Source organism: Nostoc sp. TCL240-02 (assembly GCF_013343235.1).
Classification (GTDB): domain Bacteria; phylum Cyanobacteriota; class Cyanobacteriia; order Cyanobacteriales; family Nostocaceae; genus Nostoc.
The window spans coordinates 2,694,681-2,707,395 of record NZ_CP040094.1; the positions used below are offsets into that span (position 1 = coordinate 2,694,681).

10 protein-coding genes and 3 pseudogenes are annotated in these 12,715 nt (G+C 38.0%); 5 read left to right on the top strand and 8 right to left on the bottom strand.

The window, feature by feature from the left end:
• Nucleotides 1–391: 391 nt before the first annotated feature.
• On the top strand, nt 392–1,186 hold the full coding sequence (locus tag FBB35_RS11365) for a class I SAM-dependent DNA methyltransferase (RefSeq protein ID WP_217481708.1): 795 nt from the start codon (nt 392–394) through the stop codon (nt 1,184–1,186).
• Here FBB35_RS11365 and FBB35_RS34575 read toward each other — a convergent pair.
• Both FBB35_RS34575 and FBB35_RS34580 read right to left on the bottom strand, forming a co-directional pair.
• Nucleotides 1,152–1,619: a transposase gene (locus FBB35_RS34575; protein WP_254625646.1), complete on the bottom strand. Its 468-nt coding sequence runs from the start codon at nt 1,617–1,619 to the stop codon at nt 1,152–1,154. The genes FBB35_RS11365 and FBB35_RS34575 overlap by 35 nt on opposite strands.
• A 111-nt stretch (nt 1,620–1,730) precedes the next feature.
• On the bottom strand, nt 1,731–2,108 hold the full coding sequence (locus FBB35_RS34580) for a transposase (RefSeq protein ID WP_254625633.1): 378 nt from the start codon (nt 2,106–2,108) through the stop codon (nt 1,731–1,733).
• Between the two features lie 139 nt (nt 2,109–2,247).
• On the opposite strand from FBB35_RS34580, the pseudogene FBB35_RS11375 reads away from it, so the two are divergent.
• The 3 genes and pseudogenes from FBB35_RS11375 (at nt 2,248) to FBB35_RS11385 (ending at nt 5,098) form a co-directional block, all read left to right on the top strand.
• Nucleotides 2,248–3,584 (top strand): annotated as a pseudogene (locus FBB35_RS11375) (IS701 family transposase).
• A gap of 64 nt (nt 3,585–3,648) precedes the next feature.
• A pseudogene (locus FBB35_RS11380) lies at nt 3,649–4,005 on the top strand (class I SAM-dependent DNA methyltransferase); the annotation flags it as partial.
• Between the two features lie 70 nt (nt 4,006–4,075).
• Nucleotides 4,076–5,098 (top strand): IS4 family transposase, encoded by a 1,023-nt coding sequence (locus FBB35_RS11385; RefSeq protein ID WP_174708017.1) that lies wholly within the window; start codon nt 4,076–4,078, stop codon nt 5,096–5,098.
• Nucleotides 5,099–5,365: 267 nt separating this feature from the next.
• Here the strand turns inward: FBB35_RS11385 and FBB35_RS11390 are convergent, their stop codons facing one another.
• From FBB35_RS11390 to FBB35_RS11400, 3 genes are all read right to left on the bottom strand, one after another.
• On the bottom strand, nt 5,366–6,655 hold the full coding sequence (locus FBB35_RS11390) for an ISAs1 family transposase (protein WP_174709719.1): 1,290 nt from the start codon (nt 6,653–6,655) through the stop codon (nt 5,366–5,368).
• A gap of 182 nt (nt 6,656–6,837) precedes the next feature.
• Nucleotides 6,838–8,274: a hypothetical protein gene (locus tag FBB35_RS11395; RefSeq protein ID WP_174709720.1), complete on the bottom strand. Its 1,437-nt coding sequence runs from the start codon at nt 8,272–8,274 to the stop codon at nt 6,838–6,840.
• 64 nt (nt 8,275–8,338) lie between these two features.
• Nucleotides 8,339–8,533, bottom strand: coding sequence for a hypothetical protein (locus FBB35_RS11400; RefSeq protein ID WP_174709721.1), 195 nt, complete (start codon nt 8,531–8,533; stop codon nt 8,339–8,341).
• A 246-nt stretch (nt 8,534–8,779) separates the two neighbouring features.
• On the opposite strand from FBB35_RS11400, the gene FBB35_RS11405 reads away from it, so the two are divergent.
• Nucleotides 8,780–9,553: a hypothetical protein gene (locus FBB35_RS11405; RefSeq protein ID WP_174709722.1), complete on the top strand. Its 774-nt coding sequence runs from the start codon at nt 8,780–8,782 to the stop codon at nt 9,551–9,553.
• 35 nt (nt 9,554–9,588) lie between these two features.
• Here FBB35_RS11405 and FBB35_RS11410 read toward each other — a convergent pair.
• From FBB35_RS11410 to FBB35_RS11420, 3 genes and pseudogenes are all read right to left on the bottom strand, one after another.
• Nucleotides 9,589–10,385: pseudogene (locus FBB35_RS11410) on the bottom strand (IS5 family transposase).
• A 752-nt stretch (nt 10,386–11,137) separates the two neighbouring features.
• The gene (locus tag FBB35_RS11415) at nt 11,138–12,022 is read right to left on the bottom strand and encodes a hypothetical protein (RefSeq protein ID WP_174709723.1); all 885 of its coding nucleotides are present in this window, start codon (nt 12,020–12,022) and stop codon (nt 11,138–11,140) included.
• A gap of 70 nt (nt 12,023–12,092) precedes the next feature.
• Complete coding sequence (locus FBB35_RS11420) at nt 12,093–12,686, bottom strand: DUF1517 domain-containing protein (protein ID WP_174713610.1); 594 nt, start codon at nt 12,684–12,686, stop codon at nt 12,093–12,095.
• Nucleotides 12,687–12,715 lie beyond the last annotated feature (29 nt).

Genomic DNA, 12,715 nt, shown 5'->3' on the forward strand with positions numbered 1-12,715 from the left:
TCAGATTTATTAATATAATTTTTGGTTATAACTCATTTATAAAACCTGTCTCCGATAATTCCTAAGAACTTGCTAGAAAATTTTTAATATAATTTATACCAAACTTGACTTTTTTACTATTTTGTGCATCAAGTTGGTTTCATAGTGGTGCTGTCTCTGCGTTAGAGTGCTATCACCTATATCTAGAGGTATGTACTTTAGTGTGCAAAAAGTTGCATACCTTACATACTTCAGTATATTTTCATCCAACTTTTTATGCTTGCTAGGGAATCTAAAGGAAACGGGACTCCTAACTTTGTTACTACTGAATAATCTAAAAATTGATGGAAGTAGGTGTTTAAAAGTAACAACAGGCGTATAATCTATTAGCCTTGATTATGATTGTGCGTCTATGCCTGCCAACACAACAGAGTTAGAAAAACGTTTATGGGATGCTGCTGATGAACTGAGGGCAAACTCTAAACTGAAATCCTCAGAATATTCTGTACCTGTACTGGGGTTAATCTTTCTCCGTTATGCTGATTGGAAGTTTACCAAAGCTGAGAAGGAATTAAAAAGCCAGGTTAGCGGTAGAAGAGGAATTAGTAAAGCAGATTTTCAGGCTAAGGGTGTAATGTACTTGCCTGAAAATGCACGTTTTTTTAAGTTACTAGATTTACCAGAGAGTGCGGATTTTGGTAAAGCTATTAACCAAGCGATGAAGGCAATAGAAGATGAAAATAAAGATTTAAATGGTGCTTTACCTAAAAGCTATAATCGCCTCGATAATGAGTTACTGATAGAACTACTCAAAAAGTTTAGCAAGATTGATTTTGATGCTGACTTAGAAGGGGATGCTTTCGGAAAGATTTATGAATACTTCCTTGGTAAGTTTGCCATGAGTGAAGGGCAAAAAGGGGGAGAATTCTTTACACCTATTTCTCTCGTTAAATTAATCGTTGAAATCTTAGAACCATATCATGGGCGTATATATGACCCTGCTTGTGGTTCAGGTGGTATGTTTGTACAAAGTGCAAATTTTATAGAAAGACATAAAAAGAATCCTAGTAAAGAAATTAGTGTTTATGGTCAAGAGAAAGTAGGTGAGACTGTTAACTTATGTCAGATGAACTTAGCAGTACATGGACTTTCAGGAGACATTATAGCGGTTATCAGTCTTGTGAGGTACAGTAGCAGCAGTGAGTAAACCAACCCAGCAAATTCTCTATTGTCACTTCTGCGAATGCCGTATCTAATGCCTGGAGTAAATCAGGGTATGTCCTTGCACCGATGCGACGGAGAATGTTCTTAATCTTGGACCAACAATTCTCAATCGGTGAAAAATCGGGAGAATAGGGGGGGAGATAAATGAGATGAGCGCCAGCAGCGATGAGCAAAGCTTCAAGTTCATCACTTTTATGGATTGAGCAGTTATCCATGATCACCACTGCACCAGGCCAAAGTTTGGGTACGAGCTTTTGGGCGATGAAGGCATCAAAAGTCAAAGCATCGATAGAACCTAAGCCACTCCATTGGGTGAGCAGTCCTTTCAAGCTAATTGCACCAATTACCGAGACATTTTTCCCTTTGCGGTTGGGCTTTTGAGCATAGCCTGAAGGCCAGGCAAGGCGCGGGCACATTTGCGGATGAAGGACAGATTAACTCCCGATTCATCTAAGAAAATCAGCTCTTCGACGGGTATCCCCCTCAAGAGTTTCCAGTACTCAAATCGGGCTAGTTGGACTTCATCACTACCTTTTTTTGTGAGGTGGAGACTTTTTTTTGAGGTTGAGGTGAAGTTTCCAGCGAACCATCCGATTCACCGTAGCTACCCCAATTAAGACCTCTGTTTTCTCGTAAAGTCGTTCCCGCAATTCGCTTAACGTCGCATCGGGCTGTGCTATGACGAGTTGGCGCAGGATTTCTAACTGTTCAGCATTCAACTTTGTTGCTGTCTGCTCAGTCCGCACCTTGGGGCCTATCATCCCCAATTCTCGATGGCGTTTGAGTAAATTTTGCACAAAACTTAAGGTGACACCAAAGTTTTTAGCCAGTTTTCGTTGGGAAATGTCACCGCAGGCATAAGCATCAACTATTTTTTGACGCAAGTCGAGAGAGTAGGCTTTCATCACCACCAATTATCAGTAGAATTGCTCTCTCCTACTGTACTGAAGTAGACTGATAACCGCTATAACCCTCTTCTGTCACTTTCCGAGTATTCTGAATAAAAGGATTAAAAGAAAAAACTCTCTTCAGGTAAGCAGGGCAATGGATGTAGAATTACAAATCCTAAAACATTTGGCAAGAGATGCCCAGCCAACAGTTGCGATCATAGATGAATATTGTGCAGAGTATAAAGACCTGTTCAAAGAAGTAAGAAATTATGAATGCTTCAAATATTTACATTTAGGGATAATTGCACCAATAAAAAGAAAATCATTACCAGAAATAGCCAAAGTAGTAAGTATAAACTCGGCACAGTCATTACATCATTTCATAGCCTATTCAGATTGGTCAGCAAATAAATTAAAGAGCCGAAGATTAGATAAATTAAAGAAAGCATTAAATAGTCAGGCGATAACCGTAGTAATAGATGAAACTGGAGATAGGAAAAAAGGTAAAAAGACAGATTATGTTGCAAGACAATATCTAGGGAGTGTAGGAAAAATAGATAATGGAATAGTATCAGTCAATGCTTATGGAGTTTATGAAAATGTAACATTTCCATTAAGTTTCAAAGTATTTAAACCGAAAGGGACGCTCAAATCAGGAGATAAATATAAAACCAAAATAGAGTTAGCGTCAGAAATTATTACAGAATTAATAAATGAGGGGTTTAATATTGAATTAGTATTAGCCGATAGTTTATATGGTGAAAGTAGCAAATTCATCAAAAAGCTCAATGAATATGAATTAGCTTATGTTGTAGCAATTAGAAGTAATCACGGAGTCTGGCTACCAGCTAATCAGAGCGTTAGAGCTAACAAGTGGTGCAAATTTGAGAGAACATTTAGTAATAAAAAATCCGAAATCAGATATATCCGAGAAATAATTTATGGTAAAAAAGAGCCATAACTTACTGGGAAATAACTACTGATCCAGAAACAATGCCGGATAATTCCACTTCATTTGTCATGACGAATCTTCAAGGAAATCTCAAAAAAACTTTAGGCGATTTATATGGATTAAGAACCTGGGTAGAATATGGGTTTCGACAATGTAAACAGGAACTCGGCTGGACAGATTATCGCTTGACAAATTTTCAACATATAGAGAGATGGTGGGAAATTATTTTTTGTGTTTACACAATGATTAGTCTAAATTCCCCAGCCTTTTTAGCCTTAAATCAATCTCTTCAAATTGAAACTGAGGTGATAGGTACTAGTTATGTTAATTGTGTAGATTTTTCTCATCATCAACAATGGAATCATAATTCTGGATGGAAGAATACTCTTAATAATCTTCGTTTAATTGTCCAACCTCTTTTACTATTTTGGCTGATTTATCCCTGGTTAGATATTTTTCCAAATTCTCATTTATTGCTAGGATTTAATCATTTAATTTGTGCCATGAACCAATTTAAACCCTTTTTTGCTTCTGGATGATTTCACTTATTTACTACTTGCTTATCTCGGAGAGTGACAGAAGAGGGATAAACAGGGTAACACTTATTATGAACTTAACCACGCCAATATAAATATAGGTCAATTTGATTTTGTTATGGCTAATCCACCTTTTAATGTTGACAAGGTGGATAAAGAGAAAATGAAGGGTGATATCCGCTTTAAAGAATTTGGATTACCAAAGGTAGATAATGCTAATTATATCTGGATTCATTTATTCTACAGTGCTTTAAATGAAACAGGTAGAGCAGGGTTTGTTATGGCTAACTCTGGTAGTGATGCTAGAGGCTCTGAATTAGAAATCCGTAAGAAGTTAATACAGTTAGGTGTAGTTGATGTAATGATAGCTGTAGGTTCTAACTTCTTCTATACTGTGACTTTACCCAGAAGTGTTGAATGTTAAGAAAAATCCGATAAAAATAGCCCAAAATATGGTAGTTTTGGGCTAAGGCTTAAAATATATTAGTTTGATTGTGATTATAAATTCATTTCCCAAAATTGTCAAAGATATACTGAAAAGCCTGCCAAAAAACGATTATCCAGTATTGAACAGTCGTCTGTTTTTTGAGTGCTGGCTATCCTATGCCCTGGATAACAGCTTAACAAGTATGCGAGATTTGTTTAACAGATTAAATAACAATTGTTTTGAGGTAGATATTTCTACTTTCTCTAAAGCAAATTTACATCGAAGCCAAAAACCTTTTCAAGAGATTTACCAAAAATTAAATGAATTAGTACAGAAGGAAGTTCAAAAAAAGTTACACAATAAATATGCAATTTGTCCAATAGATTCAACAATTATTACTCTCACAAGTAAATTGTTATGGGTACTAGGTCATCATCAAGTCAAGCTGTTTAGTTCCTTAAATCTCTCCACAGGAAGCCCAGAAGATAACTTCATCAATTTTGGACATGACCATGATTATAAATTTGGTTCCAAAATGATGTCTAGTCTCCCAATAAATGCTGTTGGAGTAATGGATAGGGGTTTTGCTGGATTAAAATTTATCCAAGAATTAGTACAAGAAAACAAATATTTTGTTTTGCGGATAAAAAACAATTGGAAACTAGAATTTGATGGCTCAAATGGATTGGTCAAAGTTGGTGCATCTGATGATGCTCAAGCTTATAGAGTAATTAATTTCTGTGATTTAGAGACAAAAACCGAGTTTCGCTTAGTGACTAATTTACCAGAGTCGGGAGATGCAGCTGTTCATGATGATGAAATTAGGGATATTTATCGATTACGTTGGGGAGTTGAATTGTTGTGGAAGTTTTTAAAGATGCACTTAAAACTTGACAAACTCATTACCAAAAACGTCAATGGTATTACCATACAAATTTACGTGAGCTTGATAGCCTATCTGATTTTACAGCTTTTATCTATTCCCGAACAATGGGGACATACACTATTAGATAAATTCCGCTATCTTCAATCTTGTATGTGTCAGAAAATCAGCTATGTTCATTGGTTTGAGGAGATGATGTTTTGCTGACTAATTTAAGCTTTTGAGACTTAGTGTAACTAATAATGTAAAGTTTTGTATCAGCATTCAACATTTCTGACGTTTTAACTACTTTAGTGTAGACGTGTAGACCTTTTTAAGAAATTAGATGTTCATAAGATGAGATGACATTCAAAAAGCAACTGTATCTCATTGTCATGTCAACTTTTATAGAGAGCGAAGTGAGGGGTGAGGTCTACATCCTACACTAAAAAGCCCCAAAGGCTTGATATACATAGCAGGGTAAGAGCATCTCAATCAGGCTTGACAGAAGGATTCAGAGGAATTTAATGTAGAGTCAAGAAAACAAAAACTGAGAACGCGAATCATATAATCGTTGTCCATAGCCGTGCGCTTCATTTTTTGACGAAGACTACGTTTGTAAGTATGTTCGCGATTAAGGGCATTGAGAGCAATGCGTCGTAAAAGGGCAAAATTACGCGGACTATGGAAAGAGCGAATGCGGCAAGAATCTTCTGCAAAAGTACAATCAAGTGTCCAGTGAGCCTGGTTTTCAATACCCCAATGTTTTCGGATAGCTCGACCTAAAAGTTGAGCGTCACTATGTAAAGAAGTCAGATAAAACTGAATTTCACGAGTAGTTTGATTCCAAAGACGACGCACTCGGACAACCATAACCACACTTTGAAGTCCTGCCCATAGTCGGGGCTGGTAAAGTTCACCAATGGCAGAAACTGGAACAGACCAAACTTGACGGATTTCCGTGCGATAATGTCCTTTCTCAATGCGTTGCTCATAACTGACATCAATACCTTGAAAATCCTGTGCAGAAGCTTGTTCAAACCATTGTTCTACCTGACGGTAGAGAGTCGGGTGATTAGCCTTAAGTGCCAGAACATAATCTGCTTTCTTATCAATAATCTTTTTGGCAATTTCTGTTTGTGTCCCCATTGCATCAATGGTGATGATAGCTCCTGTGATATCTAGTAATTCTAGTAATGCGGGAATAGCAGTAATTTCATTAGATTTATCTTCCACTTTCATCTGTGCCAACACCAAATTTTGTTCGCTTGCCCAAGCACTAATTACGTGCAGTGCTGATTTCCCTTGATTGCGGTCGTAAGAACCCCTAATTGTCTTTCCATCTATGGGGATTATCTCTCCTCCCATCTTTGTCACCAGGGTTTCTATCCATCTTAGAAAACAACGATTCAATTCTTCTGGGTTAATGAACTCAAACACTCGTCGGAAGGTATCAGACGCTCGAAGACTCGCTAACGCTACGCTATCGGAGGGAATTCCATTTGGTAATGCCAAAAATTCTTCTAACCACTGTCGCTTACTTATGCCGTAATTCTCGATATCTTCCCATCCCTGCGCTCCTGTTATGACTGCCAGAATTGCAATTACTAAAATGTCCCTAAGTTGATGTTTTTTGGTTCGCTCTACTCTTGGGTCTTTAATAAGAGCAAAATGCTCCACTAGATTCTGTTGAATACGGACGATATCTGCCACTTCTGCTGGCTTTCGCTGATGAGGAGAATTTTCTAGAGTATCAGCAGATTTAATTTCAAAGCCTTCTGACATCAAATTGACTCCAGGCGATTTTCAATCGAGCAATTGAATTCATCTCATTGATCTTGCTCAGTTGTCAAGTCCATTTTTTACAGAGTCGTTTATGCTGATCTTCTTTGATTTGTCAAGTTCTCTTTATATCAAATTAGATGAGCTTACCCTGGGCGGTTATTTTATCTTGAAAGAATTGACGGTTATTTTATTCTGATTTCATCCTCATGCACATTATAAATAGCTGCCAGTAATTTGATTGACTTCTCATCAGTACATCCTAATTTTTGAGCTATAGCAACTGCTGACTGTAGCGGAATAGCTTGGTTAGTAGACTGTGTAAGTAAATCTAGTGTAGTTTTAGTTGTTTGTCTCCTTTTGTACACAGTGTCATTCATAGCGGGTGAATGTCCTAGTGACATTGCTCTTTTTTCTAACGGTATCCCTGCCATCATCCCGTTAAGATTGGCTAAGTGACGTAAGGCATGGGTTTGAGTAAACCTAGTATCTTTTATCCAATTACACAATTTTTGTCTAGCTGTCTTGGTGTACTTATGACGTATTGATATAGGATTATCAGTTATCAGAGTAACCTGTGGTAACTTACCTGTTTTTATCTGTAGTTCTTCAATCAAATTAGGATGAGTAGGTGGAATGAGTGGTACTGCTAACCTGTATCCTGTTTTTGTGGTAGTACCCAACAAAGTCTCACTACCTACAACTGCGACCATATCTTTGTTGTTAGGGTCGTTCAATGCAGGTATGGTTACACCGTCTTTAGTTTGGAATGAGCTATCAATATTTTTAACTGCAAAAACCTCACTAATTCTGAAGCCATACACTACTTGCATTGAAAATACAAATAGCCAGGATTTACGAGATTCTATGTCATAGCGTTTATCTTCTTCTGGAATATCTAATACTTGTAGTCTCATACTTAAAAAATCATCAAGCGAAATATTTTGTAGGTCATCTCTAAATTTAATTTGTCTTAAATCAATTTTGCTCAAATCATTATATATTGAGGTAGAAACGTTGACTTCTGCTAATTTTTTCATGGCGCGAACGCACATTTTAAAATTTTTAGTACCCCGTTCTTTACTGTCAATTACTACCATGACATCGGAAACATTAACTATTTTTTCTAACGGTAAAGATTTATAAAATCTACCATACCTGTCATACCAACAAGTTTGATGTGATGGATTATTTCTATCTCGCTTCTGTTTTTTGCCGTTGTAACTATTCCAGTAATAATTTTCTACCTGTCTAATTGCTTCTTCAAAAATAATGAGGTCATTCTTGACTACGTTCTTTTCAAGAATTACCTCATCGTACCAAATCCAAAACGCTGATTCACTGCTAAACCGTCCTAATGCTTCACTGACTTGTTTAGCTTTGTCTAATGCTTTAACGATGCCAATCTCTGTAAAGTCGCAGTTACAGGCTTTTGCAGTACGTTTATCACCTAGCTTGAATTGCAATAGTATGTATGTACCAGATGTTTTGACCTCTCGTTTGAGTCCTACACCCTTTGGTGTTTGCTTCTGTATTTCTTTAAAAAGTGCTAATAAGCGTTCATACCCGATTAAGTGATTGCCTAAATTGCTTGCTGTGAAATGGTTAGAAGTATCTCTCATGTTTCTCTCAACCTAATTAGTAGATTGAGAGAAAACCGATAAAAAATACTGGATATAATGAGTTTTAGGAGCCATTGACTAGCTCTTCGCTAGTCCACCAAAAATGTGATAATGCTTTGCGGTCAAAAAAAATTAGCCAATCTTCTTCATTACGCCAAGAATTATTGTCTTTATCTTTTTTAATTTCGTTGAAAACTTTACAAAGAGCATTGAATCTTTTGGAATCATCTACTTGAAACTCTACAAAGCAGTATTTCATTATTTCTCACTTCTTTGTTTCTAAGCAGTGGTTTATTTTATTTATATATGTGCAACTAGAAAAACCATCACAATCATGTCTGTTGCTACTTTACACAAAAAGGTAGTAAAGATACTCAACCTAATTGGCGTAGCTATCTCATCGAAAAGTTGGTGTGTGCAAACAGAAAAACCATCACAATATTTTACGTATAACTGCTGGGTTACAGTCATGATCGATGTATAGTTTCACCGGAGACAGGGCAAGATGTATATTAACTTTTTCATCAGCTCCATTGCTGGAATTGTAATTGTGGTGCTAACAGCTTTTGGCTTACTACAATGGTTGCACATCCCTGCTGGTAACTTTCTTGATTGGGTGATTGGTGGTGCAAGTTTTTGGTGGCTGTTGGTGATTGTTACCGTACCGTGGAATGTACATTTTCAAGCCAAAGAAGTTTTAGCAGAAGCAGCACAATCAACTGAAAAAGGAATTCCAGTCGATCAGAAACAAGTGAAGTATGTCACATTGTTGGCGAAGCGATCGCTCTGGGTTGCCATTGCTTTACACTTATTTTCAGCCGTTGGTCTTTATACCCTTGCTGCCACTGGCATTAGTACGGTGGGATATATAAGCTCTGGTGCAGCTTTGTTATTAACGATTCTGCGTCCAGCTATTCGCGCTTATGAGTATTTATATGCGCGATTAGCGATGATTCGCCAAGAATGGAAGTATCCACGCGAAGATATTTTTGAACTGCGCGATCGCTTCTCGATATTGGAGCAAAAAATTCAGTTGTTGGAAGATCAACTCAACCCAGAACAACCCTATTCCTTACCCGCAACTCAACAACGCTTCGCCGAAGAGACTCGCAGAGATTTAGCTCGGATTGCAGCTAATTTTGAGGAATTACGGGCGACAAATCAAACTGAACATGAGCGTTTGGCAAGAGAAGCACGAACTGCGATCGCGCAACTTTCCACCGACGGGCAATTTCTCGATCATGTCCGCGAAATTATTCGATTTTTTAAAACTGCTTAATTATTACTCTCAGAGACCATTTATAAAGTAAATCTTTAAATGGCTAGACGACGTAGCATAATTCGAGTCATAACGGCATATATGGCAGCTTCACTCATTTCAGTCAGACGTTCATAATCTTTACTCAAACGATGGTATTGGTTAAACCAGCAATCATGTTCTTTCTACTACCCAACGCTTGGGTAAAACTTCAAACTCTTTATTAGTACGGCGCATGACTTCAACATGAGCTTGAATCATCAACCAAACAGCCAGCGCAAACTTATCACCGTCATAGCCTGAGTCAACCCAGATGACTTCAACTTTTTCTAATAACTCTGGTCGCTCCTCCAGCAGTTCCATCAAAGCATACGCTGCAAGCACTCTCTCACCAGCATTACCCTCACTCACAACCACTTTGAGCAATAGTCCTAGGCTATCAACTATTGTTTGCCGTTTTCTTCCCAAAACTCGCGCTTTCCACCATCAAAGCCGTACACATCCCCCTTTTTTCAGTCGTTTTTACCGACTGACTATCTGCCGCGATCGCTGTTGGTTGTGTTGACCTACCTAGTTTCTCCCTTAGTTTGTCACGTAGTGTATGGTTTAATTCTTCCCAAATACCGTATTTTTGCCATTTGCGATAATAGCTGTAAACCGTTGAACTTGGTGGAAAGTCTCCTGGTAGCATGTCCCATTGACATCCCGTTTTCAACTGATAGTATATTGCGTTGCATACTTCTCTCATATCAGTAGTCCTTGGATGTCCCCCAGATTTAGCTGGTGGGATTAAGGGAGCTAGAATAGCCCATTCTGAGTCACTCAGGTCGGTAGAATAAACCTTTCGAGTCATTGAACGCTACGTAAATGCACTGTCTCAAAAGTATCTTATCGTTATCATTTCATTTGATTAGTCCCCTTTAGATTTACTTTATAAATAGCCTCTCATAGCTAACCAAATTTTAAATTTTGGATCGTGCTATATAAATATTCATCATCCAAAATTTAAAAAGTTTCTTCAAAGAGGGTTAATGAGGCTCTACAAACAGCAAGAGAAGTTTGACATAACAAAAATGTTACTTATTTAGTATATAAAGATACTATGGTTTTCCATAGCAAGGAAGAAAACCAAATATGTTATAACTTTGTACGGATGATGTTTGGTGAAGCTCACATAACTTCAGGAGTACTTACGGTGAATCAGATACAACTGACTTTAACTATTGGTTATCTGTTAATGACATGTTATTTTTTAATCAATTGGTTAATATTTGCTTTACGTCATCCTGCTTCCACTCCAGAAGATAAATTTTTATCGGTTGTGATGTTTGTGGTAACAACTATCTTCTGGCCCCTGATGATTCCGATGTCTTGTTTAGAAATATTTCAAAAAAAGCAAATAGACTTTAATAAAATGATTCCTGTTCTCTTAGCAATATTTATATTTAGTATTTCATATTATTTGACCGAATAATTCATAATTTCTGATCACAAATTGCATAGATATAAAGAGAAGCCGGAGGATTGACTTGTGACCCTCCGGCTTCTTTATGCAATACATTACTTTAACTTCTTAGGCAGTCTACTTATTCAATTGAAAATTTCCTAACGTCGTCTGCTGCCAAAACCACTTGAGCGACGGGGTGCTGTACTACGTCCACTACCAAAACCACTGCCAGAATTGCGTCTGGTAGTGCTGGAATTACCAGAGGGTCGCAACGTACTACCACCAAAACCAGAACCAGAAGGACGGTTATTACCTGTAGTGCTACGCGGTGTATTGCGTATATTTGTATTTCCAGGATATGACCTTCTAATCGTCCCTGTATTGCGGAATGCAGTCCGGTTTGTCACGGCTGCGGGTGGTGCATTATAGCGACTTTGGTAGTTTTGGACTGCTTGGCCATAGCTTCCACCATATCCACCGAAGCCACTTAATCCTTGTCCTGGGTAATAGGCAGGGGGTACATAATACTGGGGTCTAAACAACATACTACCAATTGCCTGTCCCGCCAAGCTACCAGCCACAGACCCAGCAAATGGTGCCCAGAAGCTATTTTCTCGACGGACTACAACCGTCTCTTGTTGTCCTGTTTGGGGATTGGTTTTATTCTCGGTAACGTTATGGACGTAATCTATTTTAAAGTCTTCCGTTAGATATAAAATCGGTTGTCCTTTTTCTACCTTCAGATAGGTCTTCTTACCCTGCTTAATTTCATCATCAGTTAAGCGTGCCATTTGCAAATTTTCGGTTGCAAAGGTTGGGGGATTATTGTTAAGTAAAAACAAGCTATACTCACCAGTTGCATCGTCATAAGTAGCTTGCTGTATTTTATACTCCCCATCACTTAGCTTTGTGTTAGTAGAGCTTTGGCTAACGTTCTTAGCGGAAGGAGTAGTTTCGTTTCCCCCACCACAACCGACAGTTGTGACACACAAACTCAGAGCTAAAAAAACGGCTGTAAATTTACGTACTATGGTCATGATCATTGGATTATTGTCCTATCTCTGAGCTTAACAATTTCTCGATGTCAGTAGTAAGTACGGACTACCCAACACATTATAAAGGAATCAATTCTGGGTAATATTGCAACAGTTGGTCGCTAGTGAGTTCATCGCCTAACTGTGCTGGAGAGAAATGCACTTGGATTGCCTTTAATCTATGTTTATAATGCAAATTTATCAATGCTTTCAATCCTTCCTTGAGCGCCTGAACGTTAGAAAGATCGGTTTCTAACTCTGGTACTTCTCCTTCATAAGCTACTGTAATCATTACAATGACGTTGCGAGTTACAGGTATAGATAAAGGTTCATTCAATCCAGAGTCAGAACTATAATCTGGTTCACTGAGATATCTTTCGGCAGAGTCAGTAAATAATTCATTAACATAATCTCCCGCCTCGCCTTCAGTCCAAAGTACGTCGCCTTCGTTGGCAGCAGAAAGCCAATATTCATCGTATTGTAGAAGAGTTTGGCTAATTTCCACCAATCCTTCTCCCAAAACTTCTAAGTCGCCATCGGCATCGATCGCATCTCGCCCAGCACTATTTAATACTCCCAAAATTGGCGCTACCTCGCCTCCCCCCAAGTGCAGAAATAGGCGAAAGACTACATAGCGAGTTCGACCGATCATTTTATTAAAGAGATTGCTCATTTTTTCCTCCATTTTTTTATTTGTCATTA